Origin of the sequence: Pseudomonas sp. EA_105y_Pfl2_R69, assembly GCF_963970915.1 — a bacterium.
Classification (GTDB): Bacteria; Pseudomonadota; Gammaproteobacteria; order Pseudomonadales; family Pseudomonadaceae; genus Aquipseudomonas.
In genome coordinates, this window is the sequence record NZ_CAXAOO010000001.1 from 244,735 (window position 1) to 263,185 (window position 18,451).

Annotated in this window: 18 protein-coding genes; 13 read left to right on the forward strand and 5 right to left on the reverse strand. The window is 65.3% G+C overall.

What is annotated here, in order from left to right:
- Positions 1-60 precede the first annotated feature (60 nt).
- Entirely contained in the window at positions 61-333 is a 273-nt protein-coding gene (locus AACY13_RS01045; RefSeq protein WP_339458512.1) for a hypothetical protein, read from the forward strand.
- 398 nt (positions 334-731) lie between these two features.
- Here AACY13_RS01045 and AACY13_RS01050 read toward each other — a convergent pair whose 3' ends face one another.
- Complete coding sequence (locus AACY13_RS01050; protein ID WP_339458514.1) at positions 732-1,670, reverse strand: class I SAM-dependent methyltransferase; 939 nt, start codon at positions 1,668-1,670, stop codon at positions 732-734.
- A 150-nt stretch (positions 1,671-1,820) separates the two neighbouring features.
- Here AACY13_RS01050 and AACY13_RS01055 point away from each other — a divergent pair, with 150 nt between their 5' ends.
- The 5 genes from AACY13_RS01055 (at position 1,821) to AACY13_RS01075 (ending at position 6,903) form a co-directional block, all read left to right on the forward strand.
- A complete protein-coding gene (locus AACY13_RS01055; protein ID WP_339458516.1) occupies positions 1,821-2,423 on the forward strand; it encodes a nitroreductase family protein in 603 nt (200 codons plus the stop codon).
- Between the two features lie 178 nt (positions 2,424-2,601).
- On the forward strand, positions 2,602-4,116 hold the full coding sequence (locus tag AACY13_RS01060; protein ID WP_339458518.1) for a flavin-containing monooxygenase: 1,515 nt from the start codon (positions 2,602-2,604) through the stop codon (positions 4,114-4,116).
- A gap of 149 nt (positions 4,117-4,265) precedes the next feature.
- Positions 4,266-4,454 (forward strand): hypothetical protein, encoded by a 189-nt coding sequence (locus AACY13_RS01065; RefSeq protein ID WP_339458519.1) that lies wholly within the window; start codon positions 4,266-4,268, stop codon positions 4,452-4,454.
- Between the two features lie 231 nt (positions 4,455-4,685).
- On the forward strand, positions 4,686-5,606 hold the full coding sequence (locus tag AACY13_RS01070) for an aldo/keto reductase (protein WP_339458522.1): 921 nt from the start codon (positions 4,686-4,688) through the stop codon (positions 5,604-5,606).
- Between the two features lies 1 nt (position 5,607).
- Positions 5,608-6,903 carry an NTP/NDP exchange transporter gene (locus AACY13_RS01075; protein WP_339458525.1) on the forward strand — a complete coding sequence of 432 codons (1,296 nt, stop codon included), beginning with the start codon at positions 5,608-5,610 and terminating at the stop codon, positions 6,901-6,903.
- Between the two features lie 37 nt (positions 6,904-6,940).
- On the opposite strand, the gene AACY13_RS01080 is transcribed toward AACY13_RS01075, so the two are convergent.
- Positions 6,941-7,840 carry a LysR family transcriptional regulator gene (locus AACY13_RS01080; protein WP_339458528.1) on the reverse strand — a complete coding sequence of 300 codons (900 nt, stop codon included), beginning with the start codon at positions 7,838-7,840 and terminating at the stop codon, positions 6,941-6,943.
- Positions 7,841-7,959: 119 nt separating this feature from the next.
- On the opposite strand from AACY13_RS01080, the gene AACY13_RS01085 reads away from it, so the two are divergent.
- The 4 genes from AACY13_RS01085 (at position 7,960) to AACY13_RS01100 (ending at position 12,867) form a co-directional block, all read left to right on the forward strand.
- The gene (locus tag AACY13_RS01085) at positions 7,960-9,228 is read left to right on the forward strand and encodes a 3-hydroxyacyl-CoA dehydrogenase (protein ID WP_339458530.1); all 1,269 of its coding nucleotides are present in this window, start codon (positions 7,960-7,962) and stop codon (positions 9,226-9,228) included.
- Positions 9,225-11,015 carry an acyl-CoA dehydrogenase C-terminal domain-containing protein gene (locus tag AACY13_RS01090; protein WP_339458532.1) on the forward strand — a complete coding sequence of 597 codons (1,791 nt, stop codon included), beginning with the start codon at positions 9,225-9,227 and terminating at the stop codon, positions 11,013-11,015. Before AACY13_RS01085 ends, AACY13_RS01090 begins: the two co-directional genes overlap by 4 nt.
- Before the next feature lie 81 nt (positions 11,016-11,096).
- Positions 11,097-12,260 (forward strand): iron-containing alcohol dehydrogenase, encoded by a 1,164-nt coding sequence (locus AACY13_RS01095; RefSeq protein WP_339458534.1) that lies wholly within the window; start codon positions 11,097-11,099, stop codon positions 12,258-12,260.
- Between the two features lie 163 nt (positions 12,261-12,423).
- Positions 12,424-12,867, forward strand: a complete 444-nt coding sequence (locus tag AACY13_RS01100) for an acyl-CoA thioesterase (protein WP_339458536.1) — start codon at positions 12,424-12,426, stop codon at positions 12,865-12,867.
- Positions 12,868-12,939: 72 nt separating this feature from the next.
- Here AACY13_RS01100 and AACY13_RS01105 read toward each other — a convergent pair whose 3' ends face one another.
- On the reverse strand, positions 12,940-13,386 hold the full coding sequence (locus tag AACY13_RS01105) for a glycine zipper domain-containing protein (RefSeq protein WP_339458537.1): 447 nt from the start codon (positions 13,384-13,386) through the stop codon (positions 12,940-12,942).
- Between the two features lie 213 nt (positions 13,387-13,599).
- On the opposite strand from AACY13_RS01105, the gene lysM reads away from it, so the two are divergent.
- On the forward strand, positions 13,600-14,034 hold the full coding sequence (lysM, locus tag AACY13_RS01110) for a peptidoglycan-binding protein LysM (RefSeq protein ID WP_339458538.1): 435 nt from the start codon (positions 13,600-13,602) through the stop codon (positions 14,032-14,034).
- Between the two features lie 75 nt (positions 14,035-14,109).
- Here lysM and yrfG read toward each other — a convergent pair whose 3' ends face one another.
- On the reverse strand, positions 14,110-14,772 hold the full coding sequence (yrfG, locus tag AACY13_RS01115; RefSeq protein WP_339458541.1) for a GMP/IMP nucleotidase: 663 nt from the start codon (positions 14,770-14,772) through the stop codon (positions 14,110-14,112).
- A 135-nt stretch (positions 14,773-14,907) separates the two neighbouring features.
- On the opposite strand from yrfG, the gene nudE reads away from it, so the two are divergent.
- Both nudE and cysQ read left to right on the forward strand, forming a co-directional pair.
- The gene (gene nudE, locus AACY13_RS01120; RefSeq protein WP_339458542.1) at positions 14,908-15,474 is read left to right on the forward strand and encodes an ADP compounds hydrolase NudE; all 567 of its coding nucleotides are present in this window, start codon (positions 14,908-14,910) and stop codon (positions 15,472-15,474) included.
- Entirely contained in the window at positions 15,471-16,292 is an 822-nt protein-coding gene (gene cysQ / locus AACY13_RS01125) for a 3'(2'),5'-bisphosphate nucleotidase CysQ (protein ID WP_339458545.1), read from the forward strand. The genes nudE and cysQ overlap by 4 nt, the downstream gene beginning before the upstream one ends.
- 178 nt (positions 16,293-16,470) lie before the next feature.
- On the opposite strand, the gene AACY13_RS01130 is transcribed toward cysQ, so the two are convergent.
- Positions 16,471-18,396: a beta-ketoacyl synthase gene (locus tag AACY13_RS01130; RefSeq protein ID WP_339458546.1), complete on the reverse strand. Its 1,926-nt coding sequence runs from the start codon at positions 18,394-18,396 to the stop codon at positions 16,471-16,473.
- Positions 18,397-18,451: the final 55 nt, after the last annotated feature.

The following is an 18,451-nucleotide window of genomic DNA, read 5'->3' on the forward strand; positions in this document are numbered from 1 at the left end:
CCGCCACCTGGTTTGCGGCACCTCCACAACTCTAATTTCGCCTGGCAAGGATGGCCACTCATGACGTTGAAAGAACAGCAACTGACCGAACTGTTGATGCTGACCACGCGCAGCATCACCCACCTGACGGCCTCGCTGACGTCGCTGTCATTCGACTTGCTGCGTAGCCACGAGCCGGATGTGCGCAATGCCGGGGCGAAGATGATCACCCGGATGGAAGCGGTGAGTCACGAGCTGGACGAGCAGTGGCAGCTGATCAGCGAGTTGACCGGGGTGCAGGTACCCGAGCGGGTCGATGCGGTCGAAGAAGTGCAGCTGCAATCGGTTAAATAGCCGGTCATCGGCTCCGCCGCTCGCGGTCTGTCCGGCTTGCGAGAGGCCCTGCTGCGGCAGCTGTCTTTACTGGGTCGGCCTTGTCGCGTGGGCCTGCTGCGACTGGCGTCTGTGAGCGCGTTGCGCGCAGACAACAAAAAACCCGCCGAGGCGGGTTTTTTACCTGACCATTCCAACCTCCTGTTGGCAGCCAGCCTGGCTATGGTCGATCGTCCTTGATCCCGAGTGCTTCCTTGCGACTCAGTGGATGTGGGTAGATTAGGTGCGCAGGGCCTGGGATAACAGGGCGAAACGACGCCAATCCGTGTAGGACATTCGCCATGGTTTGCTTGTGCCCGCCCACACGGCGAGGCATGCCTAGGCGCTGCGGTGCACGTTGCAATAGCGGCTGCAGCGGCTCAGGGGCGGCGAAATACCAGGGCCTTCAGGGCACTGTCCGGCTGGCTGTCGGGGAATTCCGGCGGGTTGTCCAGGCGCTCGACGAAGCGCAGTTCGGGGGCCGCGTCGGCCATGGCCTGGATCAGGTAGTCGGGGCCGATTTCCGGGTCATTGCTGCAGGCCAGCACCCTGCCCTGGGTAGTGAGCAGCTCGGGCAGACGGCGCAGGACTCTCGGGTAATCCTTGCCCAGCACGAAGCTGCCGCGCTGAAAGGAGGGCGGGTCGACGATGATCAGATCGAAAGGGCCGTACTTGGCCACCTTGCCCCAGGACTTGAACAGGTCGTGGCCGAGAAACACCACCTGGCTCAGGTCGTGCTGGTTCAGACGGTGGTTGTCGCGGCCGCGGTTGAGGGCGGCCCTGGCCATGTCCAGATTGACCACCTGGCGTGCACCACCGGCCAGCGCCGCCACCGAGAAGCCGCAGGTGTAGGCGAACAGATTGAGCACGCGTTTGCCCGCCGCCTGCGCCTGCACCCATTGGCGGCCCAGGCGCATATCGAGAAACAGCCCGCTGTTCTGCTTTCTGCCCAGGTCGAGCCGGTAGCGCAGGCCGTGTTCGCAGATATCCCAGTGCTCCACGGGCTCGCCAAGCAGCCATTGTGTGGGGCTTTCGGGCAGGTAGCGCTGTTGCAGCAACAGGCTGTGCGCACCACTTTGCAGCCAGGCCGTGCTCTGGCTGAGGTCCAGCAGCATCCTGTGCAGCGCCTGCAGTTCGGCATCGCCGACGGGTTTGAACAGCGCCACCAGCAACACGCCCTGCAGCCAGTCCACGGTGACCTGTTCCAGCCCCGGCCAGCAGCGACCGCGGCCGTGAAACAGGCGGCGGGTTTCACTGGGTGCGGCACTCAGGGCGGCTAGCAGGTGCTGGTGCAGGGTGGCGATAGCGGTTGGGGTCATGGCTGTCATCAATCGGGTGGGGCGAGAATGGTATCAGGCGCTATCGATAAATCGGCTTCGTCGATAGTTTATATCGCCAAAGGCGTTTGGCATTGGCGCGGACAAGTGCCTAGGATTGCGGCCTTTCCCACCCTGCATACAAGGCCCCCCATGCATATCGATGAAGCCATCCGCAGTCGCCGCGCCGTCAAAGGTTATGACCCGGCATTTACCCTGAGCGATGCCGAGAAGGACGAACTGCTGCAACTGGCGCTGCTCGCGCCGTCGGCGTTCAACCTGCAGCATGTGCGTCTGGTCGAGGTCAGCGATCCGGCGCAGCGTGAGCAACTGCGTGAAGTGGCCTGGGGTCAGGCGCAGGTGACCGATGCCTCGATGCTGGTGGTGGTCTGCGCCCAGCTCGACAGCTGGCAGGAGAACGTCGGCCGCGCCTGGGAAGGCGCGCCAGAAGAAGTGCAGGCCTATATGGCCGGTGCCATCGACACCTATTACCGCGACAAGCCCCAGGTGCAGCGCGACGAAACCATGCGCAGCTGCGGCCTGATGGCGCAGACCCTGATGCTGGCCGCGCGCGGCAAGGGCCTGGATTCCTGCCCGATGGACGGCTTCGATTTCGATGCCGTGGCCAAGCTGATCAAGCTGCCAGCCAACCATGTGATCGCCCTGATGGTCGCGGTCGGCAAGAAGACCATCGAGCCGAAGCCGCGTATTGGCAAGCTGCCGTTCAATGAGGTGGTGCTGCGCAACAGCTTCTGATCGCCGGGCGTACTTCTGGGCGTTCAGGTCACTCTTCAGGCATAACTGTGGTCAGTCGGCGGCTGCTCACACCACTAAAGGTTGGATGACAAAAGCGCTGTCGGGGGTGAATCTGGCGAGTACTACTGGCCGGCAGGTGTCGGCCCACATTCAGTAAGAGAAAGCCTGAGGAAGCGCCATGTCTGCCGAGCATCTGGACGTCTTGATCATCGGGGCCGGGTTGTCCGGCGTCGGTGCGGCCTATCATCTGATGAAGCATTGCCCGGACAAGGATTTCGCCATCCTCGAGGGGCGTGCGGCCATGGGCGGCACCTGGGACCTGTTCCGCTATCCGGGCATTCGCTCCGACTCGGACATGTTCACCCTCGGCTATAACTTCAAGCCCTGGAGCAATCCGCTGGCGATTGCCGACGGCCCGTCGATCCTCGGCTATATCCAGGAGGCGGCGCGGGAAAACGCCATCGACGGCAAGATCCGCTACCGGCACCGGGTGCTCCAGGCCGACTGGTGCAGCGCCAGCGCGCGCTGGACCCTGCAGGTGCAGCGCGGCGATGAGTCTGCGCCGCTCAGCCTGAGCTGCAACCAGTTGCTGATGTGCACCGGCTATTACCGCTACGACGCCGGCTATACCCCGGAGTTCAAGGGGCGTGAGCAGTTCCAGGGCGCGTTTATCCACCCGCAGCTGTGGCCGGAGAACTTCGACTACAGCGACAAGAACGTGGTGGTGATCGGCAGCGGTGCGACGGCGGTGACCCTGGTGCCGGCGCTGGCCGACAAGGCCAGGCATGTGACCATGCTGCAGCGCTCGCCGACCTATGTGGTGAGCCTGCCGCAGGAGGATCCGATCTCCAATGCGCTGCGCCGGTTTCTCCCGGAAACCTGGGTCTATCGCCTGGCGCGTACGCGCAACGTGGCTATCCAGCTGGGTTTCTACAAACTGTCCAAGGCCTTGCCGGGCCTGGTGCGCAAGGTTCTCCTCGGTCTGGCCCGGCGTCAGCTGGGGGCGAATTTCGACATGCGCCACTTCAGCCCGCGCTACAAACCCTGGGACGAAAGAGTCTGCGCGGTGCCCAACGGCGATCTGTTCAAGGTGTTGCGCACGGGCAAGGCCTCGGTGGTCACCGAGCCTATCGACGGTTTTACCGCCAAGGGTATTCGCCTGAAGTCCGGCCAGGTACTGCCGGCCGACGTGATCGTCAGTGCCACCGGCCTGGAGCTGCAGCTGTTCGGCGGCATGCAGGTGGCGGTGGATGGCGTGCCCTTCGATGCGGCCAAGAGCATGGGCTATCGCGGCATCATGCTGCGCGATTTGCCCAATGCCGCGGTGGTGCTGGGCTACACCAATGCCAGCTGGACCCTCAAGGCCGATCTTTCCAGCGAATACTTCTGCCGCCTGATCAAGCACATGGACGCCATCGGCATGCGCCAGTTCACCCCGCGCGATGCCCGGCGTCAGGTCAAGGAAGCGCCCTTTCTCGACCTGGCCAGCGGCTATATCCAGCGTGCCGCCGACAAGATCCCCAAGCAGGGCGACCGCGCGCCCTGGAAGCTCTACCAGAACTACCTGCTCGACCTGGCCCTGCTGCGTTACGGCAAGATCGAGGATGGTTATCTGGAGTTCAGCTCGCCTCAGAACAACCCTCAGGCCGCGGCCGTCGGTGGCCTAAGGGCTGATGTAAGCCAAACGCCATAGCGTTTTGACGGCTATCGGCTACAGCGTCCGGGCGGCGTGCCACTTTCCTATGCGGCACAAGGCCACTATCCTGTCCCTAGCATCACGGATGATCAGGTAATGGCCTGCGCCGCGCATTTTTTGCCACCCCAGGAAGAAAGGACTCTACCGTGCTATCAGCGAGCAGAAAGGATGCTGGCCATGAGGAGCAACGCCAACTGCCGGCGTTGCGTGCGCATATCGAACATCTGCTCGGCCAGGGCTGGGTCATCGCCGCGCGCAACCCCCTCAAGCTGCAATTCGGTCAGAGGACCTGCCAGGTCAGGCATGGCATGCTGATCAGCGAAAGCATGCTCTAAACCCTCCCGCGATTTCCCGAGGCCCCGGCCGGTTGTCTAACAACCGGCCGGGGCCTTTTTTCGTTGCGTTAGCGGATAGTGCGCCGCGCGGTGCCGTGGTCAGGCGCGACACCGCGCGGGGTGGAACGAAGCGGCACCTGGCGGGTCGCTGTTGTATCGGCTTGGGTTGTCGGGCATCTGTGCCTATAACAACAGAGTCGCCTTTTCCTATCTTGCGAGGAGGACATCGCCATGCACAGTCGCCGCCACTTCGTTCAGCGTAGCGCCGCCATCGCGGCACTGGCCGCCCTGTTACCCGGGTTGCCGCTCTCCGCTCTGGCCGCGAACAGCCTGCTGCGGCGCAGGATCGGCTCCAGCGGCGAATGGCTGCCGGTGATCGGCCTGGGCACGTCGCGCACCCACGATGTGGCCCTCGACGAGGCTAGTCTCGAACCCCTGCTCGAGGTCCTGCGCACCCTGGTCAATGGTGGGGCCAGCCTGATCGACACCGCGCCCAGTTACGGCCGCGCCGAGGCGGTGTGCGGCGCGCTGGCGGCGAGAAGCGGCCTGCGCGAACGCCTGTTTCTCGCCAGCAAGGTGTCGGCCAGCGGCCGCGAGGCCGGGGCGCGGCAGATCGAGGCCAGCTTCAGGGCCCTGCAGACCGACCGCATCGACCTGATCCAGGTGCACAACCTGCAGGACACCGCCACCCAGCTCGGCCTGTTGCGCGAGCTCAAGGAGCAGGGGCGGGTCCGCTATATCGGCGTCACCCACTACCTGGAGTCGGCCCATGAGCGGCTGCTCGAGGTGCTGCACCAGGAGCCGGTGGACTTCGTCCAGTTCAACTACTCGGTCGGCGAGCGCAATGCCGAGCAGCGTCTGTTGCCGTATTGCGCCGACCAGGGCATCGCCGTGCTGATCAACCGGCCGTTCCAGCGCGCGGCACTGTTCCAGCGGGTGCGCGGCAAGGCGCTACCGGACTGGGCCACGGTGGAGCTGGACGCCGGTTCCTGGGCGCAGCTGCTGCTCAAGTACATCCTCGCCCATCCGGCGGTGACCGCGGTGATCCCGGCCACCTCCAGGCCGCGCAATATGGCCGACAACCTGCTGGCCGGCCATGGCCGCCTGCCGAATGCGGCGCAGCGGCAACGGATCATCGAGCTGTTCGCCTGAGATGCCCTGGCTCAGGCGGCGTCTGGCCCGGGCGATCAATGCCGAGGCGCAGGAGCTGGCCGCGGTGCTGGCCGGCTTCGCCCTGTTCTTCTGCCTGTTCGCCGGCTATTTCATGCTGCGCCCGGTCCGCGAGGCCATGGGCATCAGTGGCGGCGTGGAGAACCTGCAATGGCTGTTCAGCGCCACCTTTGTCGCCATGCTGCTGGCGGTGCCTCTGCTGGCCTGGCTCAACTCGAAGGTGCCGCGTCTCCACTTTATCGACTGGGTGTACGGCTTTTTCTGCCTCAACCTGCTGACCTTCGTCCTGCTGTTCTGGGTGCAGCGCGACAGCGTCTGGCTGGCGCGGGTGTTCTATGTATGGATCTCGGTCTACAACCTGTTCGTGATTTCCGTGGCCTGGAGCCTGATGGCCGACGTGTTCGACAGTGCCCAGGCGCGTCGCCTGTTTGCCTTTGTCGCCGCCGGGGCCAGTGTCGGCGGCTTGAGCGGGCCGCTGCTGAGCGCCGGGCTGATCGGCCGGGTGGGCGAGGCCGGGTTGCTGCTGCTGGCCGCCGCCTTGCTGGGCCTGGCCATGACGCTCAAGCATTATCTGATGGCCTGGCGCGCGCGGCACGGGGCCGGGCGGCCAGGTGCCGCGCCGAGCGAGAACCCGCGTCGGCCGGTGCCGGGCAATCCCTTCAGCGGCCTGACCCGGGTGCTGGCCTCGCCCTATCTGCTGGGCATCGCCGCCTTCGTCATGCTGCTGACCGCGGTCAGCACCTTTCTCTACTTCGAGCAGGCGCGCCTGGTCGCCGAGCTGTTCCCCGCGCGCGCCAGCCAGGTGCGGGTGTTCGGCGCGATCGACTTCGTGGTGCAGGCCGGGGCCCTGGCCGCGCAGCTGTTCGTCACTGGCCGGGTGGCGCAGCGCCTGGGCGTGCGGGTGCTGCTGGCGGCGGTGCCGGCGCTGGTCTGTCTGGGTTTTGTCGGCCTGGCGCTGCTGCCGACCTTCGCCGTGTTGGCGGCGCTGATGATCGTGCGGCGTATCGGCGAGTACGCCTTCGTCCGCCCGGGACGGGAAATGTTGTTCGCCCCGCTGGATGCCGAGAGCAAGTACAAGGCGAAGAACTTTATCGACACCGTGGTCTACCGCGGCGGCGACGCCCTGAGCGGCTGGGCCAAGGCCGGGCTCGATGCCCTCGGCCAGGGTGCCTGGCTGGTGGCCCTGGTCGGTGCGCTGTGCGCGGCGCTCTGGGGGCTGCTCGGCTGGCGTCTGGGTCGCCAGGCCGATCGGCAGGTCGAAGCGCGCTCGGCGACATAGGCAGTCGCCGGCGCAAGCCGCGACGGGCGGGCTGCCCTTAGCCCTGGCCGATGGTCGCGATCTGCGCGATCAGCCAGTGCAGCGCCGGGTCGCGCTGGCGCTGGGCCAGGCTGACGATTTCCAGGTGAAACGGGCCGAGGGCGAAGGGCAGCTCGAACAGTTGCAGCGGCAGCAGGCGGGCGAAGTGGCGCGCCAGCTGGGTCGGCAGCACCGCGGCCAGCTCGCTGCTGGCGACTATATGCGCGGCCTGCAGGTAGTTGGGCGTGGTGTAGAGAATCTCCCGGCACAGGCCCTGTTCGCCCAGCCACTGGTCGACCATGCCGCGGGTCTGGCCGCCGTGCACCCACAGGTGGCGCAGCTGCAGAAAGGTCGGCAGGTCCATCGGCGCGTTGGCCAGGGGATGGTCGCGGCGCAGGGCCAGTTGCAGGGTTTCGCTCATCCAGTGCTGGCGGGCGAAGCGCGCGGGGATTTCCTCGAAGCGCCCCAGCACCAGGTCCAGCTCGCCCTTGTCCAGCGCCTCGGCGGGCAGGCTGGGGCTCAGGTGGCGGATGTCGATGTGCATGCCGGGTGCCTGCAGGCTGAGCTGCTTGAGCAGGCGCGGCATGCAGATCAGCTCGACGTAGTCGGTAACCGCGATGCTGAAGTGCTGGCGGCTGCTGGCCGGATCGAATACCTCGCCGGCACTCAGGCTTTGCTCGATCTGCTGCAGGGCGGCGCGGATCGGGGTTTCCAGCGCCTGCGCCCGGGGGGTGGGCTGCATGCTGCGGCCAACCCGCACCAGCAGCGGGTCGTCGAGCAGTTCGCGCAGGCGCTTGAGGGCATTGCTGACCGCCGGCTGGCTCAAGGCCAGGCGTTCGGCCGCGCGGGAGACATTCTGTTCGCGCATCAGCGCATCGAAGATCCGCAGCAGGTTGAGATCGAAGGTTGAGATATTCACTGTCTGAATACGACTTATCACAAGACTAAATTTCAAAAATAGTAACGCCTTGCCTATGGTGGCAGACGAATTTATTTCAGCAGCACGCGTTTCCTTTCGCCGCAACAAGAGGATTGGGCATGAGCAAGGCATTGAGCATTCAGCAGGTCGCCGTGATCGGTGCCGGCACCATGGGCCGCGGTATCGTCATGAGCCTGGCCAACGCCGGGATTCGGGTGCTGTGGCTGGACAACAACCCGCAGATGCTCGAGCAGGCCATGACGGTGGTGGCCGAGACCAATGCGCACAACCTCAAGCTGGAGCGGATCAGCGCCGAGCAGTCGGCCGCTCGCCTGGCCTGCGTCACCCCGGTGGGCGATTACGCCGCGCTGGCCGACGCCGATCTGGTGATCGAGGCGGTGTACGAGAACCTCGAACTCAAGCAGAAGATCTTCCGCGCGCTCGACGCCACCCTGAAACCGGGAGCGATTCTCGCCAGCAACACTTCGGCGCTGGATATCGACGCGATTGCCGCCGTTACCGCGCGCCCCGAACAGGTGCTGGGCCTGCACTTCTTCAGCCCGGCGCACATCATGAAACTGCTGGAAATCGTCCGCGGCGCGCAGACCGCCCCGGCGGTGCTGGACGCAGCGCTGGAACTGGGCCGGCGCATCGGCAAGGTCAGCGTGGTGGCCGGCAACTGCGACGGTTTTATCGGCAACCGCATGCTCCACACCTATGTGCGCGAGGCGCGCATGCTGCTGCTCGAGGGTGCCTATCCGCACCAGGTGGATGCCGCGTTGCAGGGCTTCGGCTTCGCCATGGGCCCGTTCCGTATGTACGACGTGGTCGGCATCGACCTGGAGTGGCGCGCCCGCGAGCTGGCTGGCAAGGGCCAGGACGATCCGGCGGTGCAGGTGGACAATCGCCTCTGCGGCCTCGGCCGTTTCGGCCAGAAGGTGCGCATGGGCTATTACCGCTACGCCGAAGGCAGCCGCCAGGCCGAGCATGATCCCGAGGTCGATGCCCTGGTGCTGCGGGTGTCCGAGCAGCTGGGCTTTGTTCGTCGCGATATCGACCCCTCGGAAATTCTCGAGCGTTGCCTGCTGGCGCTGGTCAACGAGGGTGCGAAGATCCTCGAGGAAAACATCGCCGCCAATAGCCAGGATATCGATCTGGTCTACCTCAACGGTTATGGCTTCCCGGCCGACAAGGGCGGGCCGATGACCTGGGCCGACAGCCAGGGCGCGGCGGCGATCCTCAAGCGCTTGCAGGACCTGCAGGCGCATTTCGGCAAGCACTGGCGACCGGCGGCACTGATCGAAAAACTGGCGGCCAGCGGTCAGCGCTTTGCCGACGTGCGGGTGTCCGACGTGCGGGTGTCCGATGTGCAGGAGGGCCGGGTATGAGCTACCAGGCCCCGTTGCGCGATATGCGTTTTGTCCTGCACGAACTGTTCGATATCAGCAGCCACTGCGAGTTGCTCGGCAACGGCCTCGACCGCGAGCTGATCGACGGCGTGCTGGAAGAGGGCGCGCGTTACGCCGCCGAAGTGGTGGCACCGCTCAACCGCAACAGCGACGAGCAGGGTTGCCAGTTGCGCGACGGCCGGGTGAGCACCCCGGATGGTTTCGCCGAGGCCTATCAGCAATACGTTGATAACGGCTGGGCGAGCATGACCGGGCCCGGCGAGTACGGCGGCCAGGCGCTGCCGCAGATGCTCGCGTGCAATTTCCACGAGATGCTGATGAGCGCTTCGCTGTCGTTCCGGGTGTACTCCGGGCTGACCGAGGGCGCGGTGCTGGCGCTGTACAAGCACGGCAGCGAAACGCTGAAAAACACCTACCTGCACAAACTGGTCAGCGGCCAATGGGCCGGCACCATGTGCCTGACCGAGCCCCAGGCCGGCACCGATCTGGCCCTGTTGCGCAGCAAGGCCGAGCCGCAGGCGGACGGCAGCTTCAAGGTCAGCGGCAGCAAGATCTTTATCAGCGGCGGCGAGCAGGACCTCTCCGAGAACATCGTGCACCTGGTGCTCGCTCGGCTGCCGGATGCGCCGGCCGGGGTCAAAGGCATTTCCCTGCTGCTGGTGCCGAAATTTGTCGCCGCGGCCGACGGCACGCCCGGCGAGCGTAACGCGCTGTCCTGCGGGGCCATCGAGCACAAGATGGGCATCAAGGGCGCGTCCACCTGCGTGATGAACTTCGACGGTGCCACCGGCTGGCTGATCGGCGAGGCCAATCAGGGCCTGGCCTGCATGTTCACCATGATGAACGATGCGCGTTTTCAGGTCGGTTTGCAGGGCCTGGGGATTGGCGAGGCGGCCTTCCAGGGGGCCTTGAGCTACGCCCGCGAGCGCCTGCAGTCGCGCGCCCTGAGCGGGCCGGCCGAACCGGGCAAGGCGGCCGATGCGATCATCCATCATCCCGATGTGCGGCGCATGCTGTTGACCCAGAAGAGTCTGGTCGAAGGCAGTCGCATGCTCGCGGCCTACTGCGCGCGTCAGCTCGATCTCGAACACGCTCACCCGGACGCCGCAGCGCGCAAGGCCGCCGGCAAGCGCGCGGCGCTGCTGATCCCGATCGTCAAAGCCTTCTTCACCGATATGGGCCAGGAAGTCGCCAGCCATGCGGTGCAGGTGTATGGCGGTCACGGTTTTATCCGCGAATGGGGCATCGAGCAGCTGATGCGCGACAGCCGTATCACCCAGCTCTATGAAGGCACCAACGGCATCCAGGCGCTGGACTATATCCGCCGCAAGGTGCTCGGCGACGGCGGGGCCGAGCTGTCGGCGTTGCAGGCCGAGTTCAGTGCGCTGTGCGACGCCCAGGCCGGTCGGCCGGCGCTGGCGGCGTTAGCCAAAAGCGTGCAGGCGCGCCTGGGCGAATGGCACGAGCTAAGCTGCGAGGTGATTGCCGCCAGCCAGCGCGATGTGCAGGAAATCGGCGCGGTGTCGGTGGATTTCCTCCAGTATTCGGCCTATGTGTTGCTGGCCGGCTTCTGGTTGCAGGGCGCGGTGCGGGCCCAGGATGCCCTGGAGGCGGGCACGGGCGAGGCGGCGTTCTACCAGGCCAAGCTGCAGTGTGCCGACTTCTATCTGCGCCGGGTGTTGCCGCGGGCCAGCGCCCACCGCGAAGCCCTGCTCGGCGGCGCGGCATGCCTGATGGCCATGGATGAGGCGAGTTTCGCCTTCTGATCTGCGTAGGATGGGTCAAGCGCAGCGCTACCCATGCCGCCGTGTGCATCGAACTGTGCCGAACCAAAAGAGGATCACCCCATGCTGCCCTTTAGCTTTGCCACCACCGCGCAGATTCTCTGCGAGATAGGCGCGTCCCGGCGTCTGGCCGACCTGTGCCACGAGCGCGGCGCGCAGCGGGTGCTGATCGTCACCGATCCGGGCATCAGCCAGCTCGGCCTGCTGGCCGAGGTGCTACCGGGCTTTGCCCGCACGCAGCTGACGGTCGAGGTGTTCGATCAGGTGGTGGCCGACCCGCCCGAGGCCATCCTGCTGGCGGCGGTGGCGCAGGCACGAGCGCTCAAGGCGCAGCTGATTGTCGGCTTTGGCGGCGGCAGTTCGATGGATGTGGCCAAACTGGTGGCGCTGCTGGCCCACCCCGACTGCGGCCAGGAGCTGGCGCAGGTCTATGGCGTCGGCAATGCCCGGGGTCAGCGTTTGCCGCTGATCCTGGTGCCGACCACCGCCGGCACCGGTTCGGAAGTCACCCAGATTTCCATTATCACCACAGGTGCAACCAGCAAGATGGGCGTGGTCTCGCCGCTGCTGCTGCCGGATCTGGCCCTGCTGGATGCCGAGCTGACCCTCGGCCTGCCGCCGGCGGTCACCGCCGCCACCGGTATCGACGCCATGGTGCATGCCATCGAGGCCTACACCAGCGCGCTGAAGAAGAACCCGCTGTCCGACCTGCTGGCCCGCGAGGCGTTGCGCCTGCTGGCCGCCAATCTGGATGAGGTGGTGCACAACGGCGCTAACCGCGAGGCGCGTCAGGCCATGCTGCTGGGCTCCTGCCTGGCCGGCCAGGCCTTTGCCAACGCACCGGTGGCGGCGGTGCATGCCCTGGCCTATCCCCTGGGCGGGCATCTGCATATTCCCCATGGGTTGAGCAATGCCCTGGTGCTGCCCCATGTGCTGGGCTTCAATGCCAGCGTGGTCGCACCGCTGTATGCCGAGCTGGCACCGCTGGTGCTGGGCGAGCGGCTGCGCGCAGGCACTGCCATGCAGCAGACCGAGCAGTTTATCGGCGCTATGGCCGATTTCAGTGCGCGCAGCGGCCTGCCGACGTGCCTGCGCGATGCCGGTGTGCCGCAGGACATGCTGCCAACCCTGGCCCGCGACGCCATGCTGCAGCAACGCCTGCTGGTGAATAATCCACGGGAAATGACCGAAGCCCACGCCCTGGCCATCTACCAGGTGGCCTATTGAGGCCGTTTTGTGTCTGTAAGCGTTCTCGACTTGTAGGAGCGTCCTTGGCCGCGATTGGCGGTCAAGGTGTTGCGCAAATTCGCGGGCAAGCCGGAGTGCCGCCCAGCCGCTCCTACAAAAGCATGGGGGGCTTGTGTTTCTCTGCCCATTTAAAGGAATCCTGATGAGCCAACCCCAACACCTGCGCAGCGATTACCGCGCTTTCCAGGCGATCACCACGCGCTGGCATGACAACGATATCTACGGCCACGTCAACAACGTGACCTACTACAGCTTCTTCGACAGTGCGGTGAACAGCTACCTGATCGAGGTCGGCGGTCTGGATATCCATAACGGCGAGGTGGTGGGTTTCGTGGTCAGCTCCAGCTGCGACTATTTCGCCTCCATCGCCTTTCCCGAGCGCATCGAGATCGGCCTGCGGGTCGGCAAGCTGGGCAACAGTTCCGTGCAGTACGAACTGGCGGTGTTCAAGTCCGGCGATGAGCAGGCCTGCGCAGCCGGGCGTTTTGTGCACGTCTTCGTCGACCGCGGCAGCAACCGCCCGGTGAGCATTCCCGAGAACCTGCGGGCGGCGCTGACGGCGCTGCTGATGGAGCCGGCTGCGTAGGCGGAGTTTTTGGGGGTATACCCTGTTCCACAAAGAAAAAGCCGCGATTAGCGGCTTTTTCTGCATCGGCACTCAGTGGTGCTTGTGTTTGTGCTTTTTGTATTTCTTGTGCTTCTTGTCGTGATAGTGGTGGTGGACGACATGGCGGCTATCGCGCTCACTGCCGCCGGCGTACTCATTGGCCAGCGCGCCACCGGCGGCACCGCCCAGGCCCGCGCCGATGGTCGAACCGGTGCTGCCGCCGACCTGGCCGCCGAGCACCGAACCGCCGGCTGCACCCAGGCCGCCACCCAGGGCGGCTTCGGTCTTGCGGCCGTCGCGGGCGGTGACCACGCCGCCGGCTGCACCGCCCAGGCCGGCCCCAATGGCGGCCCCGGTGCTGCCGCCGACCTGCTGGCCGATGACATTGCCCAGGGCTCCGCCGAGGCCGCTGCCGATGGCGACCTTGCCGGTATCGCCGGCCTGGGCCAGGGGGCTCAGCAGCACGCTGAGGGTCAATGCAGAAACAAGAGTGCGCATGGGCAAACCTCGACAACAGGAACAGGATTTGTGAGTGCTTAGAGCGGCAATCGGCGGAAAATTCCCTGGCTCTTGGTGTAAATGTGCGTTTTTTCGCAGAATTGGTCGCGCGTCATTGGGCGAGCGGAAACTATGCCGTGGCAAAGACTGTCTAGACTCTCCGGACCAGGCGACTGCCGCCTGGGTCTAATCATGGAATGAAGAGGGTTTTGCATGAGCATGTTCGCCTTTGTTAAAGAAGCCGGGGTCAAACTCTGGGAATCGCTGGTTGGTCAGGAGGCCCAGGCCGCCGAGTCGCTGACGGCGCATGTGGCCAAAGTGGGCTTGGGTAACCCGAATATTCAGGTCAGCGTCGAGGGTGAGAAGGTCATCGCCCGCGGCGAAGTGGCCAGTCAGGAAGAGAAGGAGAAAATCCTCCTGGCCCTGGGCAACGTGGCCGGTGTAGCCGAAGTGGAAGATCAGATCAGCGTGACCACGCCGGCAGCGGCGGCGCGCTTTGTCACGGTGCAGAAGGGCGACACCTTGAGCGCGATTGCCAAGGCCGAATACGGCAACGCCAATGCCTACCCGAAGATCTTCGAAGCCAACCAGCCGATGCTCAGCCACCCGGACAAGATCTATCCGGGTCAGGTGTTGCGTATTCCGTAGGGCGGATGTCGCTTTTTACATCCGCCAGAACGGCCGTCGGCAGCTACAGGTGGAAACCCCTCGCGGTTTTCCACCCTACAGCCCCAGCAGCAGCTCCCGATAATCCTCCACCGCCGCAAACTCCTCGGTGTCCTTCGGCCCGGCCTGGCTGTCCGGCTGGCGTACGGCGAGCAGGTGGCCGACGCCAAAGCGTCCGGCGCTGCGCAGAATCGGCAGGCTGTCGTCGATAAACAGGCTGCGTGCCGGGGTGAATGGGCAATCCAGCTGCAGGGCGTGCCAGAACTGCTGGTCTTCCTTGGGGAAGCCATAGTCGTGGGAGCTGATCAGCCGGTCGAAATGCGCCGCCAGCTCGATGCGTTCCAGCTTCAGCGACAGCGAGTCGCGGTGGGCATTGGTGATCAGCACCACCTGTTTGCCGGCTGCGCGCAGGGCCTGGATAAAGCTGTCGGCATCCGGGCGCAGGGCGATCAGGTGCGCCACCTCGCGTTTCAGGTCGCGGATCGACAGCTTCAGCTCGCGGCTCCAGAAATCCGTGCAGTACCAGTTGAGGGTGCCGGCATGTTCGCGGAACAGCGGCAGCAGTTCGGCCTCGGCCAGCGCCCGGCTGATACCGTGGTGCTCGGCATAGCGCTGCGGCAGATGCTGCAGCCAGAAGTGGTTGTCGAAATGCAGGTCGAGCAGAGTGCCGTCCATATCCAGCAGGACGGTGTCGATGGCGTTCCAGGGTAATGAGGGCATGGCGGCTTCTTGATGGCAGATTGTGCAGGCTGTCGCGCTTGGTCCGGTTATCGTCGTTATTGCGCAATCTCGGCCGCAGATAATCGGAAAAGCCGCGTTATGATAACCCGCCAGGTCACGCCAAGGAGCCGCCCCATGCGTCAGAAGCCCACCGTACTCGCTCGCGAGATAGTCGCCAGCAGTCGCCTGTTCCGTGTCGAGGAACTGCAGTTGCGGTTCAGCAACGGCGTGGAGCGCACCTACGAGCGGCTGGTGGGCAAGGGTGTGGGCTATGGTGCGGTGATGGTGGTGGCCATGGCCGATGCCGAGCATGCCTTGCTGGTGGAGGAATACTGCGGCGGCACCGACGACTACCAACTGTCGCTGCCCAAAGGCCTGATCGAGCCGGGCGAGGACGCCCTGGTAGCGGCCAACCGCGAACTCAAGGAGGAAGCCGGTTTCGGTGCGCGGCAGCTGGAACACCTGAGCGAGCTGAGCCTGTCCCCCGGCTATATGAGCCAGAAGATCCAGGTGGTGCTGGCCTGGGACCTGTTCGAGGAGCGCCTGCCGGGCGATGAACCCGAGCCGATGCGCGTCGACAAGGTCAACCTGCGCGAGCTGTCGAGCCTGATCCAGCATCCGCAGTTCAGCGAAGGCCGCGCCCTGGCGGCGCTCTACCTGGCCCGCGACCTGTTGATCCAGCGTGGAGCCTTCAGCCTGTGAGCCATCCGCTGATTCCCGCCGTTATCGAACTGGTACGTCAGGCCGGTGCCGCCATCCTGCCGCACTGGCGCAACGACGTTGTAGTGAACGAAAAGGCCGACGCCTCGCCGGTAACCGCCGCCGATATGGCCGCCCATCATATTCTCGACGCCGGCCTGATCGCCCTCGACCCGAGCATCCCGGTGCTGTCCGAGGAGGCCGCGGACATCGCCCTGAGCGAGCGCGCCCGGTGGAGCCGCTGGTGGCTGGTCGATCCGCTGGATGGCACCAAGGAATTTATCGCCGGCAGCGAGGAGTTCACCGTCAACGTGGCGTTGATCGAAGAGGGGCGGGTGGTGTTCGGCGTGGTCGGCATTCCGGCCAATGGCCGCTGTTACTACGGCGGTGCCGGCCTGGGTGCTTGGCGCGCCGATGCGGCGGGTGTCAGCGCGGCGATCAGCGTGCGCCTGGCCCCGGAAGACGCCTTCACCCTGGTGGCCAGCCGGCGGCACTCCAGCCCGGCCCAGGAGGCCTTGCTGGCAGGCTTGAGCGAGCGCTTCGGCGACCTGCAACTGGCCAGCGTCGGCAGCTCGCTGAAATTCTGCCTGCTGGCCGAAGGCAATGCCGATTGCTACCCGCGCCTGGCCCCGACCTCGCAGTGGGACACCGCCGCCGCCCAGGGTGTACTGGAAGGTGCGGGGGGCGAGGTGCTCGATCTCAAGGGCGAGGTGCTGACCTATGAAGCACGCGAATCCCTGCTCAACCCATCCTTTCTGGCCCTGCCCGCCGCCGCCGAATGGCGCGCCGAGCTGATCCAGCTGGCCCGCGCGCTGGATTAAACCAGCGGCGCAGAACCGTAGGATGGGTTAGCCGCGTAGCGGCGTTACCCATCGCAGCATGTTGATGGGTATCGCTGCGCTCAACCCATCCTGCGTCGCTCACGATCTGTACGGCTCATGGCCGCGATAGGCCTGATCGCGGGCAAGCCCGCTCCTACAGATGCAGCTCCGGCTTGGCTTACTCGAGCATATCGCCGTAGCGCTCGTCCTTCTTGAACACCAGCGGCTGGGCGAAGCCCGGCACCTTGATCTGCTCGCGGCTGATCTCGATCTGCTGGTCGTCGATCAGGTCGTTGCCGAAGTTGTAGATGATCCCCAGATCGCCCAGCAGCGCCTGGGCGTCGTAGGCCTGGGCGGCGGCGCGGGTGGCCTCGCGGCGCTGCAGGTAGGCGGCATACGCCGTTTCGCCATGGCGCTTGCGCAGCATCTTCTCGACCACATGGGGGGCCAGCAGCAGGGCGCTGGCGTTGTTGCCGCCAAAACCCTTGGAGTTGATAAAGCACAGGTCCAGCTGCTCCGGGGCGCGCGTACGGTCGGCGGTAGCGAAGCTGAGGTGCTGCTGGTGCACATCGTCCGCCACTTCATCGATGGTCTTGATCCCCGGGATGATGCCGTACTTGAAGCTGCCCAGGGCGGAGATCACCTGGTCGCCGCTGGCGGTGGCCAGGGAGTGGCCGACAAAGGCCTTGACCGCGGTGACCGGCCACTGCTCTATGGCGAAGGTGCTGGCGATGCGGTCGAGGATTTCCGATTCGGTCACCCGGTTGGCCGGGGTGCTGGAACCGTGGGCGTGGACGAAACTGCGCTCACGCACCGCATCGATCCCCAGCAGCTGCACGGCGCTGGCCACGGCCTTGGCCACGGTCAGGTAGTTGCCCGGGCCGGGGGCGGAAATGGACTTCTTGAAGCCGTCGGCATTGATAAACACATCCGGCACCGCGCCATGGATATCCGCGCCCAGCTCCAGGGCCAGGGCGTCGTCCATCAGCACCACGAACTGGCAGGCCTCGGCCAGGGTAAAACCGCAGTTGTCGCCGAATGGGCGGCTGGCGCGACGGAAATCGACCTCGTCCTGGGCCCTGTCGGTCTTGTCTTCGATCTGGCGCAAACCGTCTTCGGTGGCCAGGGCCCCCATGGCCCCGTAGCCCTCGATGCACTCCTGGTTGATCGGTGCCTCGCTGCTGCCGACTATGACCACCCGCGCCTTGCCCGAGGCGATCTGCTCGATGCCCTTCTGCAGGTTGTAGAGGAAGGTGGCGCAGGCCCCGGTGATGGCCCCGGTGCTGCCGACGCTGCCCAGCACATAGGCGTTGATAAAGTCCGCCGGCATGGTGTTGAGGCCCAGGGCCAGCTGCTTGGCCGTGACCCGGCCGCCCTTGAGGCGCGACTGCATCAGACCGCCGAAGCCGTTTTCGTCGAGCTGGCTCATGATGCAGCTGGCGAATACCGCCACTTCATCCGGGGCCACGCGCTGCATGATGGCCTGCCAGTCGATGCCGGTGGCGCGCAGGGCGTCGGTCACGCCGACTATGGTCATGGCCAGGCCGCGCGGGTGGAAACGCGCGTTGTACAGCTCGCTCGGCTCGAAGCCGCTGGGCAGCTGGCCGGCAGACTTCACCGGCAGGGCGCGGTAGCTGTCGACCTTGAATTCGCAGTTGTCGTGCAGGGTCACCAGCACTTCGCTGGCGTTCAGCTCGTCCACCGTCCAGTCGCTGGGCAGCGGGTCGGGCAGGTGCTTGCGCAGGGTGATAAAGCTCAGCGGGTGACCGGCGGTGGCGCTGATGTCGATGGTCTTCTGCCAGTGCGCGGCATCCACGTCCAGGTGCTGTTTCTCGATGCGCCGCACCAGGGTCGAGACGAGGATCTGCTCGGCGAAGCGGCGGTCGATCTCGGCCGGGCTCAGGGCATTGCCCTGGTCATCGCGATAGACACCGTCGACCACCTGGACCAGCTTCATCATCACCGCCAGGCCGGCCAGGGTCTGCTGGCGCGCGGCGCTGTCCATCGATTCGATCACGGTGCGGCGGAAACCATGGTGAAAGGAGCTGCGCCCGGCCGCGTTGTAGCCACCAAAACCAACGATCACAGGTAGACGTGAGGTCACTCGAAAACTCCTTCTGAAGATGTCGCCGGACAAGCGCAGATAACGCGATAAAGGC

Excerpts from the sequence above, each read along its gene's own strand:
- AACY13_RS01045 (WP_339458512.1), top strand. The coding sequence starts at position 61 with ATGACGTTGAAAGAACAGCAACTGACCGAACTGTTGATGCTGACCACG.
- AACY13_RS01050 (WP_339458514.1), bottom strand. The coding sequence starts at position 1,670 with ATGACCCCAACCGCTATCGCCACCCTGCACCAGCACCTGCTAGCCGCC.
- AACY13_RS01055 (WP_339458516.1), top strand. The coding sequence starts at position 1,821 with ATGCATATCGATGAAGCCATCCGCAGTCGCCGCGCCGTCAAAGGTTAT.
- AACY13_RS01060 (WP_339458518.1), top strand. The coding sequence starts at position 2,602 with ATGTCTGCCGAGCATCTGGACGTCTTGATCATCGGGGCCGGGTTGTCC.
- AACY13_RS01070 (WP_339458522.1), top strand. The coding sequence starts at position 4,686 with ATGCACAGTCGCCGCCACTTCGTTCAGCGTAGCGCCGCCATCGCGGCA.
- AACY13_RS01075 (WP_339458525.1), top strand. The coding sequence starts at position 5,608 with ATGCCCTGGCTCAGGCGGCGTCTGGCCCGGGCGATCAATGCCGAGGCG.
- AACY13_RS01085 (WP_339458530.1), top strand. The coding sequence starts at position 7,960 with ATGAGCAAGGCATTGAGCATTCAGCAGGTCGCCGTGATCGGTGCCGGC.
- AACY13_RS01090 (WP_339458532.1), top strand. The coding sequence starts at position 9,225 with ATGAGCTACCAGGCCCCGTTGCGCGATATGCGTTTTGTCCTGCACGAA.
- AACY13_RS01095 (WP_339458534.1), top strand. The coding sequence starts at position 11,097 with ATGCTGCCCTTTAGCTTTGCCACCACCGCGCAGATTCTCTGCGAGATA.
- AACY13_RS01100 (WP_339458536.1), top strand. The coding sequence starts at position 12,424 with ATGAGCCAACCCCAACACCTGCGCAGCGATTACCGCGCTTTCCAGGCG.
- AACY13_RS01105 (WP_339458537.1), bottom strand. The coding sequence starts at position 13,386 with ATGCGCACTCTTGTTTCTGCATTGACCCTCAGCGTGCTGCTGAGCCCC.
- lysM (WP_339458538.1), top strand. The coding sequence starts at position 13,600 with ATGAGCATGTTCGCCTTTGTTAAAGAAGCCGGGGTCAAACTCTGGGAA.
- yrfG (WP_339458541.1), bottom strand. The coding sequence starts at position 14,772 with ATGCCCTCATTACCCTGGAACGCCATCGACACCGTCCTGCTGGATATG.
- nudE (WP_339458542.1), top strand. The coding sequence starts at position 14,908 with ATGCGTCAGAAGCCCACCGTACTCGCTCGCGAGATAGTCGCCAGCAGT.